Genomic DNA, 23,560 nt, shown 5'->3' on the forward strand with positions numbered 1-23,560 from the left:
GTCACTGAGAGAGTAAATCTCTCAAAGATTCTAGAGGGTCTTTCCCTTCTAAAGTGGCATACACTTCTCTTGCAATTGGCAGATACAAATCTTTTTGTTTTGAAATCTCATGAAGTGCATAAGTAGTACCGATTCCCTCAGCTACTTCACCGAGTTCTTCAAGAATCTCCTCTTGAGATTTACCTTTGGCAAGACCTAAACCTACGCGAAAATTTCTTGACATACTTGATGATGCAGTTAAAAATAAGTCCCCTGCACCACTCAATCCTATAAAGCTTTCTTCTTTAGCTCCATACTCTTTTCCAAAACGTAACATCTCAACCAAACCACGAGAGATAAGTGCTGCTGCTGCATTTTTTCCAAGACCTAAACCCTCACAAATTCCTGCAGCAATAGCAATAACATTTTTATATGCCCCAGCAACTTCAGCACCCATTACATCAGTAGAAGTATATGCTTTAATGAAAGATGGGAAAAAAGATGCAAATTTTTCACTTACTTCTTCATTGTACCCATTAACTACTAAAGCAGTTGGTAAAGATTTAATTACTTCTGCCGCAAATGATGGACCTGAAAGAAAGGAGATATTTTCATTTGGAACGTGTTTCTCATAAATCTCATTTAAAAATTTTCCGCTTGATGCTTCTATACCTTTTGATGCAACTAAGATCTTTTGATTTGTAAAAGTAAAATTATCTTCTAGCCAAAATGCGATTTGCTGCGCAGGAACAGTTATAACAAGGTATTCACACTTTAAAGCTTCTTGCATTGGAACAAAATTATCAAGATCTCTTGGGCGTCGTGAACTGATTACTACATCATTCTTTTCACTTAGAGCATATGCTAATGCCATTCCCCATTTACCAGCCCCAATTACACCTATTTTAGTTTTCACATTTACTTCCTATTAGTCTTTGAAACTCTTTTATATCTGTATCATATCCAACTACTACAAATATATCCCCACTTTGTACAATATGATGCTGTGCTTTGGATGAGTATATAAACTCACGTGAATTATCTTCGTGAACAACAGAGATAACGATAATCCCATGATCCCTACTCCACTCTATATCCGTTGGATATTTCCCATCAAAGAAACTATCATCTTCTATCTTAATCTGTGCAATTTTTAAATCACTTTTTTCATAAAGAATATTATGTAAGACTTCTGTAACTATGGGTTTTTCAAGCATTTCAACAATGACATTAGCCGTAGTCTCAATGGAGGGAAGAACCCTTGTTGCTCCAGCAAGCATGAGCTTATCTGTACTTTCAATATCGTTAGATAAAGCGATAATAGTCAAATCCTTAAATGTATCTCTTAATGAAATTGTTAAAAAAATATTTTCTGCGATATTTTCTAAAATACAAAATGCTGTACAATCGTGTATATCTACTTTTTTACGTAAATCATCCCAATTATCACTTAAATCAAAACTATCATCACCATCTTCAGCCAAAGTAAATGTATATATACTTTTATACTCACTAGCGATATTTTTTTCTATTTCAAATGTATACTCATTCCGTCCAAATATTAAAGCTGTATTTTCTTTCATTTGGAAACCTTTCTATGAAGATAAATATCAAACTCTTGTAAAAATATAGAATTACCAATGAGAACAAGATAATCTCCTAACTCAAGTAAGGTATCATCAATAGGGTTAAAGAAAAAGCGTTTTTTTGAATTTTTGTAAATCCCTAGAAGTATTATTCTATATTTAGTATTTTTCAACTCATTTACTTTAGCAAATGATTCTAATATCCTATTATCAATACATAGTTCTTGTACATTTATTCCATGATAATTTGATCTAAGTGCGTGAATCGCTTCAAAGGCAACAGGTTGACCGACAAACTCTTTAGCAATAACTCCAACAAGTTCTTTTTCATAAAAAATTTCATTAACACCTGCAAAATTCAACTTTGATCTATTTATTTTATTTTTAAGTATGGAAAGTAAAAAAACTTCCTTATTAAAAGAGCGTACTGTTAATGCTGTATACACATTTTCAACGTCACTATGACTCAAACAAAGGATTGCTTTAACTTGTGTTTGTAAATTTATTCGGAGTTTTTTATAACTTTCTATAGACCCAGGAGCATAGTTAAGAGCAATAAAACCATCTTTTTTTGCTCTTGCAACTTTGGATGGATCTTGTTCTAAAATTATAATTTTATTTTTGTTACTTAACTTCTTAGCCACTTCTTTAGATATATTTTCATATCCACAAATGAGATAAAATTCTTTTATTTTTGATATATCATCAATGAGTTTAACATCTTTAATCTCATCTAGTTTTTCTGTAAACGAAGTTACGATAAGCGATGTGGTAAAAGAATACACACCTATTCCAGCTACAATGACAAACATCGCAACAACACGTCCTTCATCTGAAACTGGACTAATATCTCCATATCCGACAGTTGATATTGTCACAATAGACCAATACACTGCATCAAAGAGAGTAACAATAGACGCTTCTGGATTATTGCCTTCCATTATATATATAACAACAGACGAAACAAAAACAATAATAGAAGAAAAGATTAATAGCGTAAGAAATTCAAATTTTTTTGCAGTTAGTACAGAAGTAAAGGTTTGAATACTTTTCGCATATCTAAAAAGTTTAAATACACGAAAGAGTATGAATATACGTAGTAATCTTAATTGATGAAAAAATGGCAATATTGCGAATAAATCAATCAATGCTGTAAAAGATAGCATATACCTAATTTTTTCTAGAAATACTTTTTTAAGTGCTTTAAAAATTCTGAACTTATTTCCTATCATTATGTCGTGTTCATGTTGTTCAATAATAGTTTTTCTTACACTACTAACCATCCAAAGTCTTAGCATGTATTCAACAAAAAAGATAAAAGAGATAATGAAATTATTAAAAAATAAGAGGGAATCATTCACATGAGATTTAACTTCACGAATAAGGATGGCAACACTTACAAAAATAAGTATTATCATAAAAATATCAAAGTATTTTTTATATTTATAGTCAGTATTTTCTAAGAGGTTATAGAAAAAATGTTTTGTTTTTTTATAAGAGCTTGATGTATCTAAATAATATGCAAAATCTACTATCAAACTCTTAATCATACTTATCTATCCAAGTTTTGCTTTTAAAATTTCATTCACTGCTTGAGGATTTGCACTACCTTTAGAAGCTTTCATAACTTGACCAACAAAAAAGCCAAATAATTTATCTTTCCCACCTTTGAGTTGTTCTACTTTTTCAGGATTGTTCGCAATAATTTCATCACATATAGCTTCAATTGCTCCAGTATCTGTTACTTGTTTTAAACCAAGTGTATCAATAGCACTATCAATATCAGTATCATTCTCCATCAAGTAGTCAAGAACATCTTTAGCAGCTTTACCACTAATAGTTTGATCGCCTATTCTTTTGACTAAAAAGCCAAGTTTCTTTGCGTCTACTGGTGAATTAGTAATGTTTAGTTCACCTTTGAGGCGACTTGGAAGTTCAACAGTTAACCATGTTAATGCAGTTTTTGCAGCTACACCATCTTCACTCATCATAGTTTCAAAAAAGTGTGCCATCTCAACTGAAGCTGTAACAACACCAGCATTATATTCGTTCATAGAGTATTCTTTTATAAATCTAGCTTTCTTCTCTTCTGGTAATTCAGGAATTTTACTATATTTTTCCATCATCTCATCTGTCACAACACACTTAAGTAAGTCAGGTTCTGGAAAATAACGATAATCCGCAGCTTCTTCTTTACCACGCATAGAACGAGTTTCATTTTTTTCTTGGTCATAAAGCCTAGTTTCTTGCGCTATTTCTTGCTCATACACACCATCTTCCCAAGCTTCACTTTGACGTGCAACTTCAACTTCTATTGCTTTTTGAATGAACTTAAATGAATTGATATTTTTCACTTCAACCCGAGTGTAGAGTTTTTTATCGCCTTTTGGACGAATCGAAACATTTACATCAACACGAAATGACCCTTCTTGCATATTTGCATCACCAATATCTAAGTAACGGATGATCGAGTGAAGTTTTTTAAGATAAGCAACAACTTCATCCCCATTACTTAAATCTGGTTCAGAAACAATCTCTAAAAGTGGAGTTCCTGCACGATTTAAATCCACTTTAGAGATATCTCCATCGTGAATATTTTTACCTGCATCTGCTTCAATATGTGCACGATTTACACGAATAGTTTTTTTACTACCATCTTCTAAATCTATCTCTAACGTGCCATTTTCCACAATAGGTGTATAAAGCTGTGTAATTTGGTATGCCGATGGAGAATCTGGATAGAAGTAAGACTTTCTATCAAATATAGAAGTTCTATTTATAGTCGCGTCTATTGCCGTTCCAAGCATAATAGACTTATGTACTACTTCTTTATTAAGAACAGGAAGAGCGCCAGGGAGTGCTAAACAAGTTGGACAAGTATTTGTATTTTGTTTGTGATTAAAACTCGTTGGACACGAGCAAAAAAGTTTTGTTGTTGTGTTTAGTTGAACGTGAACTTCAAGACCGATAACTACTTCGAACATAGATTTCCTTGTGAAAAATGTATTATATTGCTCTTATTTTATCTAATTTTGCTTTAAATCATACAAGATGAATCTATAAAGTTAGTCTTCTACAATAGAAACAGATAAATATAAATCCGCTATTCTAAATATAAATAATATAACTCCTACCGAGCCTACAACAATTGCTATCTCACTCCATGGTGGCATAAAAAATATGATTTCTTTGGCTTCTTCGTATTCATAATATTTTTCAAAACCTATACCAAATCTATTGTTCATAGGATATGCATTCCCGCCATATATAAAAATAATTTTTCCTAAAAATGTCCCTAAAATGATAGATATAGCCGCAACTAGCTTCAAGCTTTTATTGAGATAATTTTTAAATAGTAATCCAAAAGGGATAATAACAGCAAGTATAATATAGAGATAAAAATAATATTTAAAAGCTCCAAAAAGAATAATTTCTGCCCACTTTTTATCTATAAAAAGATACGCAACTGCCTCATATACTCCAAGTGCCATCACAAAATATAATGCAGCTCTTTCTAAAACATACCCTAATGTCGAACTCTTACAAATCAGATGAGTATATATACCCATAATTGCTAGAGACGCCGCAAAAGATGAAACCATAAAATACAAAGGAAGTATGGGATATGTAGTCCATAAATGTCTTGCTGAATTCATCTCAAATAATTTTGCTTGTACATAAAACTCAACGAACTCAACTAATACACCCACCACTACAATCATAAATGCCACTTTTTTAATCCACTGGGCTTGATGATTTAGAATTAAATAAATCTCTAACATAACCAAGGGTATATACACCGTATACAGTGGCATCATTAACCACATACCAGAATGAAACTGTGGTGAAAGTAGCATCCAATACACATTGAGAATATTTAAGTCCATCATGATTGTAAAAAGCCCTGCGATAACCATAGCTAAACCAAGTGTTAAAAACCCAGCAGCAGGTTTTTTAATAATTTCTAGCTCAAAAAGTTCAGCCATTGCTACTAAAAATATAATCCCAGATCCAACATAAATCATATACATATAATTTACAATATATAAAGACCAAGGGGCTTCTCTCTTAACTTCACCTCCATGACCAAAAACAGCTTCCTTCATAGCAGCAGCAACTTCTCTACTTCCTGGATTTAAACCTGCATCAAAAGCATTCGCAGATAAAAGAAAGTAACGCTCGTAGACCATATCTACAATCCCGATACCAGCAAGAATTAAAAATGCATACGCAATCAACATCACTTTGTCACTTAAGAGTGTCCAAAGTTTCACTTTGTTTACATGGAGACCTAAGACTTTGGTTTTTGCCACTGTGGTTTCCTTTTTGCTTTTGCTGCTTCTATCTTGGGTTTAAATGTTTCCCAAGTATATATATTTGTATTTGGATCCACTGAATTCATTGCAAAGTAATCATCATGTTCAGGTAGGAGATAAAACAATTTAGGAACAGTATTATCTTCTTCTTTTAAAACATAAAACTTCCTCTCATTAAGCATCCGAACGAGTTCACCTTCTTCATCATCTAAATCTCCTAACAGTCTTACTTTTGTAGGGCATGTTGCTTGACATGCAGTAGTCATCTCACCATTGGAGAGTCTTGTGTCATAACAAAAATTACATTTATCTACCGCAACATGAGTATCATCCACAAAACGTGCGTCATAAGGACAGGCTTCCATACAACCTTTACAAAGAATACAAGAATCTTTATCTGTCATAACTATCCCACCATCAGCGAAATAGCTCGCCCCTGTAGGACAAACGTCAACACAAGGAGCATCTAAACAATGGTTACACTGTGCTGGATGTAGGGCTATATAAGGTTGTCCAAAAATACTTTTTTCAATCTGAGTAACCCAGATTCTTTGTTTATCTGCACCGAGTTGAACACCGTTTTCTTCTTTACATGCTACTTCACATGCTTTACAATCTATACAACTTTGATAATCTAATGCCATTGCATAATTCATAACTAAACCTTTCTCACTTCTACAATAGTTTCATGCATCGCTGCACTACCAAATACAGTTTCAACCGTATCTTCTATAATTAAGTTATCACTCGCACCATTACGATGACCAAAAGTTAAACCTGTTGACTCTGAACCAAATCCATGTACATAAAATACTACATCTGGAATTATCTTGATAGTTGGATATGCTTTTATTTTCACAGCACCAATAGAGCTCTTAACTTCTACCCAATCTCCATGATTTATACCTCTTGAAGTAGCTTGATCTTTATTGATCCACAAGTAATTTTCTCGCATAACATCTAAAAGCATAATGTTATTCGTAGTAGAGTTTTGTGTATGTTTTGCATCTCTACCAGTAATGAATTTAAATTTACCCTCTGGTGCTTCACCATAAAGCTCAGGTCGCCACATAGGCATAGGATCAACTCCTCTTCTTTGCATCGATTCTAAAAAACAATTTACCTTTCCAGATGCAGTACCAAGATTCTTTTTCAGTGCAGCCATCGCTTTTTCATCTATACATGTATCTTGTGAATCAAGTTTTTCACCACCTGGAGTTGTATAGTATTTTTTATCTTCTGGATAATATTGGTATTCGTTTTCAGATATCTTTTTGAAATACTTGTCCATATTAGGATAAAAAACACCTTTTTCTTTCAATATTTTATAAGCTTCTTCACCATATTGATCTTCTATGATCTCTTTATTTATTTCTTCTTGTGTATGTTCATACACTATATTGAAATCATATGCATCATCTTCATACACATCTTCTATATCACTATCTTCTATCTTTTCTTGTATATATTTATCGTGCTTTACAGCTAATTCAAACATTGGACGCGAAAGTTTTTTAGCTAAACCTTTCATAATATCAAATACAGGTTTTGTGTCATACATAGGTTCGATTACTTTGTTTCTTAAAACAATAGCTGGTTGCGTTCCTCCAAAAGATTTAACAGGATCTTCTCTCTCAAAATAAGTACACTCTGGTAAAATAACATCAGACATCATTACGGTATCACTTGGCATCGTATCTATTGTAACAACAAGATCCATCATCTCAAGCATTTTTTTAGTCTTGTTCGTATTTGGAACACTTTGCATAGGGTTTTGCTTATACGAGAAAAAAGCTCGCACAGCATTTTCTGCTCTGCCTTCAATAATGGTATTTCTAAAACCTATCCAAGTTCCATTTACACTTACAAAGCTCGCTTCTTTGGTATCAACTCTTCCCTTATTCGTAGAATAAACTGGTTTTTCAATATAATGAGAACCTAATGAGAGTTTTTTTCCAAAAACTATACCACCCTTTACATCTATCCCACCACCAAGTGCCGTAAATATAGCTTGCGCACGACGAAGTTGAAAGTCTTGCTTACTCCATGCAGTACGTCGTCCTTGATAATATATAGCCCTAGGCGCGTGAGCCATAAAATCTCTAGCAATTTTAGTAATAGCATGAGCATCAATCCCTGTAATTTTTTCTGCCCACTCTGGAGTGTAATTATTACTTAAAATATGTTCTTTATATTGTTCAAAATCATTAACATTTTTACTAACAAATTCTTTATTGTAAAGTACTTCTTTGAGTACTACATAAGTAAGCGCTAAAACAAAGGCTAAATCTGTTCCTACTTTTATCCCTAACCATTTATCTGCATGAATTGCTGTATTTGTATAACGAGGGTCAAGAACTATCAGCTGTAAGCCTCTTCCACGTGTTCGCTTAAACATATCCATAGTATCGGGAGTAAGTATAGCTTCCGCTCTGTTTGCACCTGCCATGATTACATAGTTTGCATTCTCTAAGTCAGCTTTTCCATATGCTCCTAAAGTAAGTGTATAACCTGCAATAGTCGTTTGTAAACAAATAGAAGAGTGGTTAACAAAATTCTTAGAACCCAAAAGACCACCCACAAAATTTTTATATGTGTGTTCACCCATTCCTTCACCGGCACAAAAACCTATAGTAGAACGATTATTTTTTTCTTCATCAATTATTTGTTGTAAACCTTGGAACTTATCCGTTCCATGCAAAATAGCCTCATATGCTTCATCCCATGTTACTCGCTTAAACTCTCCAGAGCCTTTTTTACCGATTCTTATCATTGGGTACTTTAGTCTATCTGGATCATATAAGGCATGAATACCTGCATCACCTCTTGCACACAACATATTTTTTGATTTTGGAAATAAAGGATTTGGACTGAGTCTTTTTACAATACCATTTTCAACTTCTGCAAATGCGGCACATTTATTAACACACATTTCACAGAGTGTGGCTATAGTTTTCTTTGAAAGAGGAGCTTTTTTTTCTTTTGCAAAAAGAGTAGGTACAGTTGCTAAACTTCCACCTAAAACACTTAAAGCGACAGACCCTTGAAGAAATTTTCTCCGTGATACTTCAACTTTCATTTCTCTTTTACCTTTTCATTAGTATAAGAACATATTAGTTAAAGTTATCTTATAGAGATATTAAAACTTCGTTTTTACAAGGATATTAGCCTGCTCTTTTTCAACTATCTAGTAGCATCATCATTTGTGATTGTACTGCTGTAATATTTGCTCTAATTGAGCCTTTTTCATCATCTTTTGCCGTCGATAGTTCAGACTGTAATGCTGAAAGTCTTGCTTGTAATCTTTGCAACATACTTTCACCCTTATTCTCACCAGAACTTGCATATGTATCTTTCAGATTTAGTGCAGATATTTTTTTGCTTGCACTTTCTAATTCTTCTAAATTTTCACTTGTTTTTTTATCTACAGCAAAATCAATATGGGAAATAGCACCAGCTCTTCCATCTTCAAATAAGACTACACTACTACTTCTCATTTGACCCAAAGTAGCATTCGATTCTGACTTTAAACTAAATGGTGTTTTCGTATCGCCTAAATAAATAGCTCCAATACCAACCTCACCTAAAGCTATTAGTTTATCATTTACCCCATCTTTTTGCCAAACTCTTAGCTTGTTAAATATTGCATCATTTTCATCAATCCAACCATTTTTATCATCATCATATGCTCTTAAATCTGCGAAGCCATTACCACTTTTAGTACCAAAAAGCTCATTACCATTATCAACAGTACCATTATTATTTTTATCTAATGCTAAAAAAGCACTATTACGATTAAGTTGTGATATCTGATCTGGTTTCCCATCACTATCTATATCAAAAGAAAAAGTCTTTGAACTTATGCTTGGCATAGTTCCATCTAACGATATAACCAATGGATCCATTAATAATTCTTCTTCAATTGCAGTAAGATTAATAGATGTTTTTTGAACAAAACTTCTTGACAATGAAATATCTAAAGAAAATTCTATCTCTCTACCTTCTGTTTGTACCATAGCTTTCGCTTGAAAATTAAGACCTTGCGCTTCAACAGAAGTAGTTAATAATTCTATAGCATCATGTTTAATTTTTAAGGTTGTATTATTTATATTTGATAAAAGAGCTTTTGATAATTCTTTTGAAAGTTCATCATGACTTTCATTTACATCTTTTTTATCTAGCTGAATTTTTGATAATTCATTAGCAGTGTCATTAGATGTAGTACTCGTGTTTGAGGATATAGTGGCGTCTGTTTGATTAAAGCCAAGATTAAAATAGTTTGTACTCATCGACATTTGATAGTTTTCAATTTTCATAAAACCTTCCTAAAAGATAATATCTAATGAAAATATCGGTTTTTTTTAAAAATTATGTAGTGTGTTTAGCGTAGATTTTTTCCAGAAGTTTTGTTTGTTTTTTTGCTTCTAATAATTTTTCTCTATTAACAGCAAATGCGTCAAGTCCTAAAATTAAAAAGAGACCTATAAAAATAAAGAAGATTGTTACGATGATTGCAAGACCTAAGCCTAATGGAAGAAAGGATTTGAAAATTATAAGAGCACCAAAGAAGACTACTGCCCATGATGCTCCAAGCAAAAAGCTTAGGATTCTATCGAATCTATCTTTTTGCATTTAGAAGTGTTTAGTGATCTTCTACTGCAATTGCAGAACCGATATACACTGTTGTAAGCATCATGAAAATGAACGCTTGAAGTAGTGCCATAAAAGTAAGTAATGCAAATGGAACCATTGGTAGTAACCAAGGAGCTAGCATAAGAATTACCATTAAGAACATATCGTCACCTTTTACATTTCCAAATAAACGGAAAGATAAAGAAACAAGGCGAGAAAAATGAGATACGATTTCAATTGGAAACATTAACCAATATAACCACCAAACTGGACCTAAAAAGTGTTTGAAATACTTCACAACACCTTGACGACGAATACCTTCGAAGTTATAGTATACAAATACAGTAAGTGCTAAAGTTAAAGCAAATTCTAAAAATGCAGTTGGAGCTTCAAATCCTGGAATAACACCAATTAAGTTAGCGATTGCAACAAAAAGACCGATTGTAGCTATTAGTGGAACATAACGACGTGCAGCTTCTTTACCCATAACATCCGTACCCATTTGAAGTACACCAGAGATGTAAGCTTCCATAAGGTTTTGAGTTCCTTTTGGAACTAGTTGAAGATTGCTCATAGCAGATCTTACAAGAATTAACGCTAATCCAGCTGATAACAACATATGTGTCATATATATAAATGTCTTATCGTGTGAAATAAGACCGAAAAAAGTAAACAATTCACCCATTGGCGTGCTCCCTCGTTTAAAAATTTACGCAATTATACTAGGAGTAGCATTAAAATACTATTACATGAGAACAATATTTTGCTATTTACATTTGAATATCTTCTTATTTTTGTATATTTCTAATCTAACAGCTATCTATATCAGTGAATCCAGCATTTTCTATCTTATAATAGTCTGCAAGTTCAGTTTGGGTAACTAGAAGTGAAGCATATTTAATCTGCATCTCTTTGTTTAGTTCAAATATGTCTCCGACAAATATATCAATATCTTTTGCACTATAAAGATTTTTTATTGTAAATTGACACCTTATTTTTTCCACTATTTTTAGCTTCATATAAGGCTGTGTCAGCATCATATATTATTGCATTACATGTATCTTCAGTAGTACATTCAGCAATACCAAAACTACAACTTACATTTTTGATATCTCCAAAGTCATGTGTGTATATTTTTTCTCTTATTTTTTCAGTTAGTGTAACTCCATTATTCAAAGAAGTGTCAGTTAAAACAATGATAAACTCTTCTCCACCCCATCTTCCACAATGATCAGTCTCCCTAAGATGTGATGATACAAGTTTAGCTAAGCCACTTAACACCTTATCTCCAACATTATGTCCTAAGGTGTCATTAATAGATTTGAAGTTATCTACGTCAAGTATTATTACACAAAGAGGCTGCATATGCCTTTTGGATCTTTTAATTTCATTATTCAAAATATTTTCAATTGATTTTCTATTATGTATCTGTGTTAAATGATCAGTATTACTTAATTTTACAAGAGAATGATTTTTAATCTCTAGTTTTTCCTTATAACTATTAATTATTTTCAAATAGTTATCAAATATTCTTTTAGTTAGATAAAAAGCTAAAAGCACAAATAATACCGCTACAGTAACTGCTATATTAACTATTTTTTCAATATCTTCTGTATAAACATTTAAATTTTTTATTAATAAAATTTCACCTATATTCTGTTTTGCATTGTCTTGTATTGAATTAACTTTAAAAGTAGTGTTCTTTGCATTATCGTCTACTGTCATTGAATTGTTATTTTCTAATTTTATCGAATAACAATCTTCTGAATATGGTAAATAAGCTATATCATTATAATTTTTAAATACAATATCAAAAATGTCTTTTTTAAAAAGTAATAAAGTTTCAAAATTATATTTATTTTCAAAAATGTCTAATATATAATTTATATTTATTCCAAATTCAAAAACACCTAGAAAATCTTTGTTGGAATTAAATACTGGTAATGCAAGTCTATAATGTATACCATACCTTCCTACTTCGATTCCTATCTGTTTCACTTTAAGTTTGTTGACTTTATTAATCATATGTCTAATAGAGATTAAATCATCCCCATACTTTTGTGGTTTGTGAAGCCTCAAAAAACTTCTAGTATCTGACGTATGAAAGTGCATAACTTGAAGATAGGGATTTTCTTTATGCAGCTTTTCATAAACTGGTAAAGTTAAACCTAGTAATTTACTTCTATCTTTCTTTTGGAATGAATTTATAATTTCTTTATTCAGAAGTAAGTTTGATGCTATTGATTCATATCGACTGATAAAATCATCAAATGTTTGTTGATATATTTTAATTGCAACTTTTTTTTCTTCCTTTATAATCGTTTCTAAAATATGTTTTTGCAGTAGATTGCCTATGTAGATAAAAAGGATAGTTATAAGAGTTATAATAGCTAGAAGAGCTATTAACATTATTTTAGATTTACCCGTAACAATATTACTTTCCATGCTTGTTTTCAAATATAACTCTCATAAATATAATTTTATAACTCAAAAGAAGTACTACGTTATGAAGTAATCTATAATGTTATAATTTGAATAATAATAGTCTTAAGTTATTTAAATAATACTGAAATATATATAATTAAAGATAATATTTACTATTTAAAAAAAGTTGTTAACTTTGGTATCACTTTTTTTAGATAATCTAATATTTAGTGTATGTTTTTTATCTATTGTCTAAAGATCATTAGGAAATTACTTAGTCCTTCTTTGAAGTCTTTCGTATCTTTTAATCCAACTTAGAATGGTAGTGATTTTGCACCCCAATATTTGAAATCACTTTTGTATGTGTCAATTTGAATTCTTTAGAATTAGTCAATTCCCCAAATAAAGATTTCCCTCCACTCAATACAATAGGTAAAGTCATAATTATCATGTCATCAATTAAATCTTCTTTTAAAAAGTTTTGAATTGTCTTGCCACCATCAATATAAAGATTTTTATACCCTTTGCTACCAAAGTAATCAACCATTCAATACTATTGTTTTTATCAGCAAGATAAACTTTATTTGACATACTATCTCCTAAAACATCTTCTGATGATGAAATCTAATCCTTTTTTATAGGATAAATAACATTCTTAATAGTTAGCATTTAGTTCTTCTTTTTTTCCTGAATTTTCTTTTCTTTAATTTTTTTAGCTTTAAAGTTTCTGTTTCCAATGTTTTCTAAAAACACTGTCGCATACGAACCTTTTGGAAGTGTGAATGCGATACTATAGATATTGAAATCTTTATTGTACTTCGACTCTACATCTTTAGGAAAAATAATAGCTGGACGACGTAGCCCTTTTTCATATAAAAATTCATCATCATATTTTTCTTCAATCTTTCTTGCTTCACCACGTGCACGGTAAACATCTCGTCCACATAGTAAACCAGTTGGCATTACTTTAGCATCTCCAAAATCTTTCGTAGGTATTTTAGCTGGAGTAAAAAGCTTACCTTCGTTTGATAAATAGATATCACCTTCTAGAAGCATAAATTTTCCACCATTTTCTTTACGACTTGTAAGAACTCTTTCTTTGAGCCAATCGTTAAAAAATACACTTTGATAAATTGAAATCAAAAATTTCTTTAATTTAGAGTCTTCTACAAAATCTTCACCAGCTATCATAGCTTTTGCTTGTTCTATAGAATCTCCATCACGTCCAAATCTTTGGTAACCGAAGTAATTAGGAAGTCCTTCTGTAGCACTTTTACGAGCAAGTTTTTCTATGCGACCAGCTTCTATATTATCTACACCATAAAGCTTAATATGAAAACGGTTTCCAGCTAAATCTCCCATACGAATAGAAAAGTTATGTCTGTAACTTCCGATAATTTTAATCTGTTTATTTCTAAACTTTTTGACAGCTTTTTCATACTTAGCTTCAACAGAAATATACTGCGTAGTTGTTGCGTGTTTATCTTTTAAACCTGCATAACCAATTTTCTCTGCTGGAATGTTTAACGCCTTTGCAAAAGCAGCTATCATATCCCAAGTCGTCATTTCGACTTTTTTCACATGAATGATAAGAAAGTTTCCGCTTCCTTTGTACTTCATATGTGGAATTTCATCTACGATAAAATCTTTTTCATTTTGTTCAAAGTCAAATTCCATAACTTCACCATTGGCAAGGTATTCTCTTGGAAGGGGGTAATCTCTAATCATTGTTTCTCTCTTTTTATAGTTGTAAGAGTTTCAACTCTTTACTTGCGACAGCTATATCTTTTTTTATAGCTACTTTTAGTGCTTCCAAATTGTCGAATTTTTCATTATTTCTAATAAAAGATACAAAACCAATCGCTGCCTTTTTATCACAAAATACTTCACCATCAAGTATATGTGATTCTATCGCAAAACTTCCATCCGTTGTAACTCTATGCCCAACAAAAGAAACAGAAGGATGATAATGTTCTTCATCATCTATACGAGTTAAAGTCGCATATACACCTTCTTTTGGAACAAGGTATCCGTTTGTAGTGATGTTAATAGTAGCTACTAACTCTTTTTTTCCTATACCTTGTCCAGTAATATGCTCACCTTTTATCGTATAGTTATGTGCTAAAAATTTGTTAGCACCTTTAATATCACCAATCTGAAGTTTTGCTCTAATCTTATGAGAATGAATAGACTCTCCATCTTGACTGACCTCTTCTACAACAACTACTTCACCATTAAAAAGAGTTCTTAAATCATCAAAAGAGTATTTTCTATTTTTACCAAAGTGAAAATCGTAACCAACAACTATCTTTGCTAGTTTAGGAAACTTTTCTCTAAGAAGCTTTATAAAACCTTCACCATCAAGATGTCTAATCTCATCAAGTTCCAAATACTCAAGTGGATGATGCGAAAAGCTTTCTCTTTCTTCTCTTGGAGTAAGGTTTGCATAGCCTGTTTCTATAACTACAATACAGCCATTTTCACCGAGCTCTGAAAAAAGATGTTGATGTCCAACATGCATTCCATCAAAACCACCTATAGCTATGGCGGTTGTATTTTCTAAATCATTCAATCTATTGTGCCTTTATTTCATACTATGCAGTAATGTTTATGTAAACATTTAATTTTACTGGAAGTATATCCAAAGCTTAATAAAATATTATAGTTTATTCATTTGAATGTCATCAAGTAATTTCTGCCATTTATCATCTACTTTTTTTCTATTTTTAACCTTAGGTCCATTCCGTCCCTCATTCTTAACCCGATACAAAGATTCCCCATTATAATTATAAATTGGTATCAAATCTTTTCTTTTATTTGCAGGGAAAATTTTATAGTTTATGCTGTCAAGAACCAAAGGAATAGAATGAGGCGTTTCAAAATAACTTAGCACCATATGCGGTCTTGTGTAGTGTGTTGACTTTACATAGGAAAAATAAAGCTTTTCATACGCAACACCAAGATTTCTAAGTGAAAAATATTTTGCAATAACATAATCTTCACAATCCCCTTTGGCCTTCGCTAAAAACTCCAAAGGTGTAGCCCAATAATCTTTTTTACCCCATACTTTCATATCTGTAAAATATGGTATTTTATTAAAAAAATTATTGATCTCTTCAAGTTTCACCTCAGTTGTACTGTTTTGAAGTTTACGGATTTTCGCATTGTACATTTCATATCTTGTACGTGCATTTTTACCATACTTTCTTTGGGCCTTTTGTATGACGGCTTCTGAGATTATGCCTTTGATTGGTTTCTCAACTACAACTGGTTTCGCAACCTTTTCAATTTCAACCTTGTGCTGAGAACAACCTGTAAATAGTAATACTACTAATAAAAATAATGATAAATATTGCAACTGTTCTACCTTATTATATAAAAGATTTTAAATTTCAATCATTTTAGCAAGTTTGGATTTAAAGTTTCATTATTTGAAGTTCCCATCCAATAGCTTTTTTCTTATCCATCTTCAATTCTCTGCTTATGCAACACATACACTCAAACTTTAAGAATTTTTATGCATTTTTTATCTAAAATATTACAAATTTACATTAACTTAAGAAAATATAGTTTTACTTATTTATGTGATTTAAGGTTATTTTACATATAATGTGTTTGAATGAAGAGTTAATTAGCATCACAATTTAGGCAACGTAAAAAGTTTATTATTACAAGCCACTAATAAAAAATTGGACAAATTCATGATTGAATGGAATAAGGAATATAAATCGAAAACTTAAATATTAATGCAGAGATAGCAAAGGTGTATTCCTTTGCATTTCAACAAAACCAATATCCACTTATCACATCACTTGAATTGAATTCTTCTAAAGTAATTATTCATGAGGAAGCTCACAAAACTTATACAGATTTCAAACTTGTTTTAACTTCTGATCCAGAAGTGTTTTCTCCTGAAGAATGGTATATTGATTCACTTGAGCTAGGTCATACACTTTTATTACAAAAACGTCTTCTTAAAATATCAAATGAATATTTAGATGCACTAACTGAACAAATTGAAATTAATTTAAATTTTACTCTTTATAGCTCTGATGAAGTACTAGCAACACAGTCATATCAAACAAATTTACTGCCTAAAAATTTTTGGGGTGGAGAGGAACGAATGGCTGAATTACTTGCAGCGTTTTCTACCCCAAATGCAAATTATATATCAGAGTTAGTAAAAAAGGCATCTGATGTAATGAAAGTTGCTGGACATGAATCAAAGTTGGATGGGTACCAATCAAAAACGAGGGAAAGACCATATTTAATGGCCGCAGCATTGTGGAGTGTTATTTCTAATGAAACGATTGCGTATGTTAATCCACCAACTAGTTTTGCTTATTCTGGACAAAGAATTCGATTACCGAGTGATATTAAAAATCATAAAACAGGTGCATGTTTAGATTTGTCCTTATTATTCTCAGCTTGTTTAGAAAATATTGGCCTTAACTCAATAATAGCCATAACTGATTCTCATGCATGTTGTGGTGTTTGGCTAATAAATGAGTGCTTCCCTTTACTAACCAACGATGATCCGATGGATATTAGGAAACGCGTTGCTTTAAAAGACTTAATACTATTTGAAACAACATTAGCAACTTCTGATTCACCAATTACTTTCGGTCAAGCTATTGAATATGCAGATCAAATAATCGCTGAGGACTCAGAAGATAAATTTGTTTACGCAATAGATTTAACGCAAGCAAGGAAAAGACAAATTAAGCCTATTCCTACTATTGGAGAAAAAGCCTTAGAAGTCGAGACTAGCGACACCACTACTACAATCCAAATTTTACCAGTTGCACCACCATTACCTCCTGTTAGAAAAGAAGATCTTCCTGTTGCAGATACACCAGATGGACGTGTCGAGCAGTGGCAAAGGAAACTACTTGATCTTACTAAAAGAAATAGACTTTTAAATTTATCTAAAACCGCAGTTGCTATCAAATTATTTTGTCCTGACATAGGATTATTAGAAGATGAATTAGCCTCAAGTCAAAGTTTCAACTTTATTAGCGCTGGGGAAACTCCTTATGTAAATGAAGCACGAGATAAAGAGCTTTTCAAATTTAAAGTAGGTAATGATTTACAAACAGAGTTTGCCAAAGAACTATTAAAAAATAATACATTAATAGCAAATGATTCTTCCAAAAAATTAGAAAAAAACTTACTTTCTTTATATAGAAAAGCCAAGACAGATATTGAAGAAGGTGGTTCCAATACACTTTTTCTTGCTGTTGGAATGCTCAAATGGAAGGAAACACCAGAAAGTGATAAAATTTATCAAGCACCGCTAATCCTTTTACCTGCGGAGCTAAAAAGAAGCAGTGCTCGGTCAAAAATAAAAATTCTGCAAAGAGACGGGGAAGATCCTATTTTTAATGCTACTTTAATTGAATTTTTACAAAATGATTATGAAGTTGATTTATCTATATTTAACGAAACACTACCGACAGATGAAAGTGGTATTGATGTAGATTTCATTTGGTCAGTTGTTAGAGATAAAATTAAAGATATCAAAGGATTCGAGGTCGTAGAAGAGCTTGTTTTAAGCACTTTTTCATTTGCAAAGTATTTAATGTGGAAAGATTTAAAAGATAGAGTTGAGGATTTAAAATCTAATGCTTTTGTTGCGCACTTAGTGGAAAACCCTCAAAAAACATATGAGCAAAATGTTCAGTTCCAAGATCAGAAAAACATAGACAATACGCTAAAACCTTCAGGTATTTTTGCCCCATTAAACGCTGATAGTTCTCAGTTAGTCGCTATAGATGCGTCAACCAAAAACCAAGATTTTGTTTTAGAAGGACCTCCCGGTACTGGTAAGTCAGAAACAATAGCAAATATCATCTGTCATAATTTAGCTAAAGGTAAAAAAGTTCTATTTGTAGCAGAAAAAATGGCTGCATTGAACGTTGTGTACAGCCGCCTTCATAAAATTGGTTTAGATCACTTATGTTTAGAACTTCATAGCAATAAAGCAAATAAACGAGCCATACTAGAGCAACTGAAAAAATCATGGACTACGCGAGAAACAGCTTCATGTGCTGAATGGAATAACAATGCTGATAAATTGTTTAGCATACGAAAAAGTTTAAATGCATATGTTAATGAACTTCATCAAGAATCCACTCTAGGCATAACACCAAGACAAGCTATATCAAGATATGTTAGATATAAAGATATCACAAAAGTAGATCTAGCTTGGGGACACTCTTATGAGAATTCTCCAGTTAGTTCTAAGGAAGACTTGAATAATTTATATAAAACAGCTAAAAAGCTAAGTTTAGCATTCTCAGATATAGAACAGTTAAACCTTTCTGCCATATCCATTGTTCAAAATCCTGATTGGTCAAATTCTTGGCAATCTGAGTTGATTGCAGCTATTAAAAAAGTTAGAAATTCATCTAAAATATTAAAAACACACTTTGGTAAATTAGTTAACTTATTGCAGTTACAAGATATAAATGAATATAATGAAAACTATTTAGAATTATACGAACTAGTATCTTCTTTAATTGAACAAAAAACATCTCCATTAAGCTTTATTTATAAGCCAAGTGCTAGAGATGAATTAGATAAGCTAAATTCATTAGCAAAATATAAGGTGCAAATTGACAAGCTAGTTAGTACTTCTAAATTAACATTCGCGCTAGATCAAATATCTAGTCATCCTACCTCTGATTGGCTAGCATCATTTCAAATAGCACAACAAAAAATTTGGCCCTTGAACTGGTTTGCAAAAAGAAACATCACAAAAGCATTAAGCATAGTTGGCGTACATGGTAAGATATCATTTGAAGAATTATCATTATTAAATCAGATAAATAATACCGCTATACAAATTTCAGAGAACATTAGCAACTTCGAACAAGATAAAATATGGCAAGGTTGGGACACCTCTAGTGAACACTTAAGCTCTAAATACCAGGAATCAAAGGAACTGTTTGATATCACTAGAAAAATAGCTGGAAGACTCTCTAGTCCATCTTCCCTAATTAGTAATTTAAAAGAAAAGGTGGTAGATAATTTTGAATTCTATCAATCATCTGATTTAGCTATAGCCTGCGATAACTACTCAAAGTATCACACTGAATATAAAAAAGATGTTAATGCTTTTATTACTCTGGGAGGGGATGTTCCAGCAGAAAAAACAATGGTTGATTTCATTCATTCTTGTGATGAAGTCATTGCATTAGAGCCTAAAATAAATGCTTGGTGTAATTGGCTTGAAGCTAAAAAAGTAGCAAACGATAAAGGTCTTCATTCTGTTATCACCTGTTTAGAAAGTGGGACAATAAAAGCGGAAGACACAGTACATCAGACGACAAATGCGGTAAGTGCTTGGTTAGCACCTATACTTATTGACCGTTCAGATGCTTTAAGAACATTTAGTACATCACAACATGAAAATTTGATTGAAGAATTTAGAGAGCTTGATGCATTAGTTGCAAAAACGACAGCTGAGTATATTTCCTCCGTAGTTGCATCAGGTACACCCGATCCAAATTCGCCTCAATCTCCTGCTGAGTATGGTGTTCTGTCCAGAGAGTTTAATAAAAAAAGTAATCATAAACCTATTAGGCAACTGATTAATGAAATGGGGGAAAAGCTACTTCATCTTACCCCATGCTTTATGATGTCACCTCTTTCTGTGTCCCAATTCTTACCTGCTCACTTTAATGCTTTTGATTTGGTGGTCTTTGATGAAGCCTCTCAGATAACAGTTTGGGATGCTGTGGGAACTATTGCCAGAGGTAAAAATGTTATTATTGTTGGTGATCCTAAACAAATGCCACCATCAAATTTTTTCTCAAAAAGTAGTTCTGATGATTTAACTGATGAAGCAGATCTTGAAAGTATTTTAGATCAAGCATTATCAGCTCGATTACCACACCATCGTTTAACTGGTCATTATAGAAGCCGACATGAAAGCTTAATTGCTTTTTCAAATAGTCATTATTATGAAAATTCTTTAGTAACCTTTCCTTCTGCCGAAACTAAAGCAAGTGCGGTTAGTCTTCATAAAATAGATGGGCTGTATTCTAAGGGAAAAGAAAGGAATAATCTTAAAGAAGCCAATGCAGTTGCTGATTATATTGTTGAAAGGTTATCAGATAAGCGAAAGAAGTATACTATTGGTGTGGTTACATTAAATTCAGAGCAGCAACGGTGCATAGAAGATTGTTTAGACGATCGTCGCCGCAAGCATCCTCATTTAGAGCCATTTTTCCAAGGTAATAAAAACTATGATCCTATTTTTGTTAAAAATCTTGAATCCGTTCAAGGTGATGAACGAGATATTATTATTTTAAGTCTAGGCTATGGACCAGTAGAACCTTTAGCCAAGACAATGAGTATGAATTTTGGGCCACTTAATAAACAAGGTGGCGAACGACGGCTAAATGTTGCGATTACTAGGGCGACTACTGAAATTCATGTGTTTTCAAGTTTTGACTATACAATGATTGATTTAAGCCGTACGAGTGCTCTAGCAGTGAAGCACCTTAAATACTTTTTGGAGTATGCGGAAAAAGGGCCTGTTGCATTACCTGAGACAGCAGAAGCAAATTATGGAGTTGATCAATTTGACAGTTACTTTGAAGAAAGCGTAGCCTTTGCCTTAATAGAAAAAGGTTGGATAGTACAAACTCAAGTAGGTGTTAGTAAATTTAGAATTGATCTAGGTGTTATCCATCCTGATAAACCCGGTCAATTTTTGGCTGGAATAGAGTGTGATGGCGCAACATATCATGGTTCTCCGGCAGCAAGGGATAGAGATCGTGTAAGACATTTAATATTAGAAAACCTTGGTTGGAAATTATTGCGAATATGGTCTACCGATTATTTTATAGATGAAAATTCAATTATAGATAAGATTCATAACCAACTAAGTGAACTATTAGTTTTAGATTTAAATCAAAAAGAAGAGGAATATGAGTTAGAAAATACTACTCTATTTGAACCTGAAGAAGTCGAAAAACAAAGTAGTGTGCTAAATATCAATCCTGATAAGTATTTTCATGATAGTTACCAAATAATGTTAGAGAATATGGCTAAAGAAATTTTACATGAAAAAAGTGCCATTTCTTTACATGAATTGGTATCTGATATTGGTTGGAAGCACAATTTAGCAAGAACAACTAAAAAGCAACTTGATCATATTGAATCTATTATTATCCCTTGGGCAGGAATTGTTCAGCATAAATCAGGAGAAAAAACCGTATGGAAATCTTCAGATGATATTGAAGATTTAGTACAGTGGCGTGGTATAAATGCTTTTGGTATTCCTAGAGAGTGGAATACAATTGCTTATCCTGAAAGACTTGGTTTAGTTCAAAAGGCTTTAGAAAAATTACCAAATAATCCAGTTGATTATATTTTTAACGAATTTAGTTTAAATAGACGAACTAAAAGCACCACTAGTAAATTTGAATTATGGGTGAATGATTATCATTCTAGAAAACTAACTTCGTAATATGGGAAAATACTCAAATAACTTAGTCTCTATCATTAAATAAGTGATAAATATAGGTTGAAATGTATAACATATTGTATTTATATTACAAAGGCAAACTCTGAATAAAAAAAATGCATAAATTAAGATACTTGCACAAGCAGTATATGAATTGAAAATTTTACTTGCCACTATATGTGAAATATTATTATCAATCATTGAATGTTGAAAAGAAGATTTCAACATAAATAAGTCCATTTCTTTAATTACAATAGTTGATAAAATGTTAGTAACGTATAAGAAAACATAGCAAATTCGAGGAACGAATATTTTCCCTTCGAGAAAAAGATCACTCACGATGAACACTAGAATAAATAAGAAGAATTAATAAATGAAAAAAACTATAAAACTATTATTAACCACACCTTTAATTGCTTATCTACTTGTAGGTATCTTTCTTTTTATTGCTCAGGACAACTTTATCTATTTTCCCACACCAAAATCTAAAGGTACATATAAAGAAAAAATATTTATCAATGAAAATGAATCTATACATGTCACTGTCCTCAACGATGGAAATGAAAAAGCGGTAATTTACTTTGGAGGAAATGCAGAAAATGTGGACTACAATGCCGATACATTTTCTGATATTTTTATAAGCCACACTATATATCTTGTTAAGTATAGAGGATATGGAAACTCTACTGGTGAACCCTCAGAAAAGAACTTTTACTCTGATTCACTTTTCATCTACGATACTATAAAAACACAACATCCAAATATATCAGTAATTGGTCGTAGCATAGGCTCAGGAGTAGCTACTTTTCTTGCATCCAAAAGAGAAATACTTAAACTGGTACTTATCACTCCTTTTGACAGCGTATTAAGTGTGGCCCAAGAAAAAATACCATTTTATCCTATGTCATTAATTCTAAGTGATAAATATGACTCTATTGCTAGAGTTGATTCTATTGATGCTCAAACTTTAGTCTTAACAGCAGAAAATGATAAAATTATAGGAAAGAAACATTCTGATAAGTTAGTAAATAAATTTCCAACTTCACAAGTCACTATAAAAGTTATTAAAAATGAAAATCATAATTCAATCTCAAGTGATAAAAACTACTATCTCTATCTCAAAGAGTTTTTACATTAATACCCAA

At 32.0% G+C, this 23,560-nt stretch carries 18 protein-coding genes; 2 read left to right on the top strand and 16 right to left on the bottom strand.

Annotated elements, in window-relative coordinates; all coding sequences use genetic code 11:
* Position 1: 1 nt before the first annotated feature.
* The 16 genes from ACI9TV_RS06515 to ACI9TV_RS06590 all read right to left on the bottom strand — a co-directional run bounded on the left by ACI9TV_RS06515 (position 2) and on the right by ACI9TV_RS06590 (position 16,295).
* Positions 2-895, bottom strand: a complete 894-nt coding sequence (locus tag ACI9TV_RS06515) for an NAD(P)H-dependent glycerol-3-phosphate dehydrogenase (protein WP_415249963.1) — start codon at positions 893-895, stop codon at positions 2-4.
* A complete protein-coding gene (locus ACI9TV_RS06520) occupies positions 885-1,562 on the bottom strand; it encodes a potassium transporter TrkA (protein ID WP_415249964.1) in 678 nt (225 codons plus the stop codon). Before ACI9TV_RS06520 ends, ACI9TV_RS06515 begins: the two co-directional genes overlap by 11 nt.
* Positions 1,559-3,115, bottom strand: a complete 1,557-nt coding sequence (locus tag ACI9TV_RS06525) for an ion transporter (protein ID WP_415249965.1) — start codon at positions 3,113-3,115, stop codon at positions 1,559-1,561. The genes ACI9TV_RS06520 and ACI9TV_RS06525 overlap by 4 nt, the downstream gene beginning before the upstream one ends.
* Before the next feature lie 6 nt (positions 3,116-3,121).
* Complete coding sequence (gene gatB, locus ACI9TV_RS06530) at positions 3,122-4,549, bottom strand: Asp-tRNA(Asn)/Glu-tRNA(Gln) amidotransferase subunit GatB (RefSeq protein WP_415249966.1); 1,428 nt, start codon at positions 4,547-4,549, stop codon at positions 3,122-3,124.
* Positions 4,550-4,630: 81 nt separating this feature from the next.
* On the bottom strand, positions 4,631-5,878 hold the full coding sequence (gene nrfD / locus ACI9TV_RS06535; RefSeq protein ID WP_415249967.1) for an NrfD/PsrC family molybdoenzyme membrane anchor subunit: 1,248 nt from the start codon (positions 5,876-5,878) through the stop codon (positions 4,631-4,633).
* A complete protein-coding gene (locus ACI9TV_RS06540; RefSeq protein ID WP_415249968.1) occupies positions 5,857-6,537 on the bottom strand; it encodes a 4Fe-4S dicluster domain-containing protein in 681 nt (226 codons plus the stop codon). The genes nrfD and ACI9TV_RS06540 overlap by 22 nt, the downstream gene beginning before the upstream one ends.
* A gap of 2 nt (positions 6,538-6,539) precedes the next feature.
* Entirely contained in the window at positions 6,540-8,960 is a 2,421-nt protein-coding gene (locus ACI9TV_RS06545; RefSeq protein ID WP_415249969.1) for a molybdopterin-dependent oxidoreductase, read from the bottom strand.
* 100 nt (positions 8,961-9,060) lie between these two features.
* Positions 9,061-10,197, bottom strand: coding sequence for a hypothetical protein (locus ACI9TV_RS06550; RefSeq protein ID WP_415249970.1), 1,137 nt, complete (start codon positions 10,195-10,197; stop codon positions 9,061-9,063).
* A gap of 52 nt (positions 10,198-10,249) precedes the next feature.
* Entirely contained in the window at positions 10,250-10,513 is a 264-nt protein-coding gene (locus ACI9TV_RS06555) for a hypothetical protein (RefSeq protein ID WP_415249971.1), read from the bottom strand.
* A gap of 10 nt (positions 10,514-10,523) precedes the next feature.
* Positions 10,524-11,198 (bottom strand): F0F1 ATP synthase subunit A, encoded by a 675-nt coding sequence (locus tag ACI9TV_RS06560; protein ID WP_415249972.1) that lies wholly within the window; start codon positions 11,196-11,198, stop codon positions 10,524-10,526.
* A gap of 124 nt (positions 11,199-11,322) precedes the next feature.
* Positions 11,323-11,517, bottom strand: coding sequence for a hypothetical protein (locus ACI9TV_RS06565; protein ID WP_415249973.1), 195 nt, complete (start codon positions 11,515-11,517; stop codon positions 11,323-11,325).
* On the bottom strand, positions 11,474-12,958 hold the full coding sequence (locus ACI9TV_RS06570) for a diguanylate cyclase (protein WP_415249974.1): 1,485 nt from the start codon (positions 12,956-12,958) through the stop codon (positions 11,474-11,476). Before ACI9TV_RS06570 ends, ACI9TV_RS06565 begins: the two co-directional genes overlap by 44 nt.
* 283 nt (positions 12,959-13,241) lie before the next feature.
* Complete coding sequence (locus tag ACI9TV_RS06575) at positions 13,242-13,484, bottom strand: dihydrofolate reductase family protein (RefSeq protein WP_415249975.1); 243 nt, start codon at positions 13,482-13,484, stop codon at positions 13,242-13,244.
* 122 nt (positions 13,485-13,606) lie between these two features.
* A complete protein-coding gene (locus ACI9TV_RS06580; protein WP_415249976.1) occupies positions 13,607-14,665 on the bottom strand; it encodes a tRNA pseudouridine(13) synthase TruD in 1,059 nt (352 codons plus the stop codon).
* A 13-nt stretch (positions 14,666-14,678) separates the two neighbouring features.
* Entirely contained in the window at positions 14,679-15,509 is an 831-nt protein-coding gene (locus ACI9TV_RS06585) for a bifunctional riboflavin kinase/FAD synthetase (protein WP_415249977.1), read from the bottom strand.
* 87 nt (positions 15,510-15,596) lie between these two features.
* Positions 15,597-16,295 (bottom strand): transglutaminase-like cysteine peptidase, encoded by a 699-nt coding sequence (locus tag ACI9TV_RS06590; protein ID WP_415249978.1) that lies wholly within the window; start codon positions 16,293-16,295, stop codon positions 15,597-15,599.
* Between the two features lie 405 nt (positions 16,296-16,700).
* Between ACI9TV_RS06590 and ACI9TV_RS06595 the strand changes: the two genes are divergently transcribed.
* Both ACI9TV_RS06595 and ACI9TV_RS06600 read left to right on the top strand, forming a co-directional pair.
* Positions 16,701-22,418 carry a DUF4011 domain-containing protein gene (locus ACI9TV_RS06595; RefSeq protein WP_415249979.1) on the top strand — a complete coding sequence of 1,906 codons (5,718 nt, stop codon included), beginning with the start codon at positions 16,701-16,703 and terminating at the stop codon, positions 22,416-22,418.
* A gap of 370 nt (positions 22,419-22,788) precedes the next feature.
* A complete protein-coding gene (locus ACI9TV_RS06600) occupies positions 22,789-23,553 on the top strand; it encodes an alpha/beta hydrolase (RefSeq protein WP_415249980.1) in 765 nt (254 codons plus the stop codon).
* The last annotated feature ends 7 nt before the right edge of the window (positions 23,554-23,560 follow it).

The organism is Sulfurimonas sp., from assembly GCF_047622445.1.
Lineage (GTDB): Bacteria > Campylobacterota > Campylobacteria > Campylobacterales > Sulfurimonadaceae > Sulfurimonas.

Bases quoted from the DNA above. Each gene is read 5' to 3' on its own strand.
- ACI9TV_RS06520 (WP_415249964.1), bottom strand. From the start codon at position 1,562: ATGAAAGAAAATACAGCTTTAATATTTGGACGGAATGAGTATACATTT.
- ACI9TV_RS06525 (WP_415249965.1), bottom strand. From the start codon at position 3,115: ATGATTAAGAGTTTGATAGTAGATTTTGCATATTATTTAGATACATCA.
- gatB (WP_415249966.1), bottom strand. From the start codon at position 4,549: ATGTTCGAAGTAGTTATCGGTCTTGAAGTTCACGTTCAACTAAACACA.
- ACI9TV_RS06540 (WP_415249968.1), bottom strand. From the start codon at position 6,537: ATGAATTATGCAATGGCATTAGATTATCAAAGTTGTATAGATTGTAAA.
- ACI9TV_RS06545 (WP_415249969.1), bottom strand. From the start codon at position 8,960: ATGAAAGTTGAAGTATCACGGAGAAAATTTCTTCAAGGGTCTGTCGCT.
- ACI9TV_RS06550 (WP_415249970.1), bottom strand. From the start codon at position 10,197: ATGAAAATTGAAAACTATCAAATGTCGATGAGTACAAACTATTTTAAT.
- ACI9TV_RS06555 (WP_415249971.1), bottom strand. From the start codon at position 10,513: ATGCAAAAAGATAGATTCGATAGAATCCTAAGCTTTTTGCTTGGAGCA.
- ACI9TV_RS06560 (WP_415249972.1), bottom strand. From the start codon at position 11,198: ATGGGTGAATTGTTTACTTTTTTCGGTCTTATTTCACACGATAAGACA.
- ACI9TV_RS06570 (WP_415249974.1), bottom strand. From the start codon at position 12,958: ATGGAAAGTAATATTGTTACGGGTAAATCTAAAATAATGTTAATAGCT.
- ACI9TV_RS06575 (WP_415249975.1), bottom strand. From the start codon at position 13,484: ATGGTTGATTACTTTGGTAGCAAAGGGTATAAAAATCTTTATATTGAT.
- ACI9TV_RS06580 (WP_415249976.1), bottom strand. From the start codon at position 14,665: ATGATTAGAGATTACCCCCTTCCAAGAGAATACCTTGCCAATGGTGAA.
- ACI9TV_RS06600 (WP_415249980.1), top strand. From the start codon at position 22,789: ATGAAAAAAACTATAAAACTATTATTAACCACACCTTTAATTGCTTAT.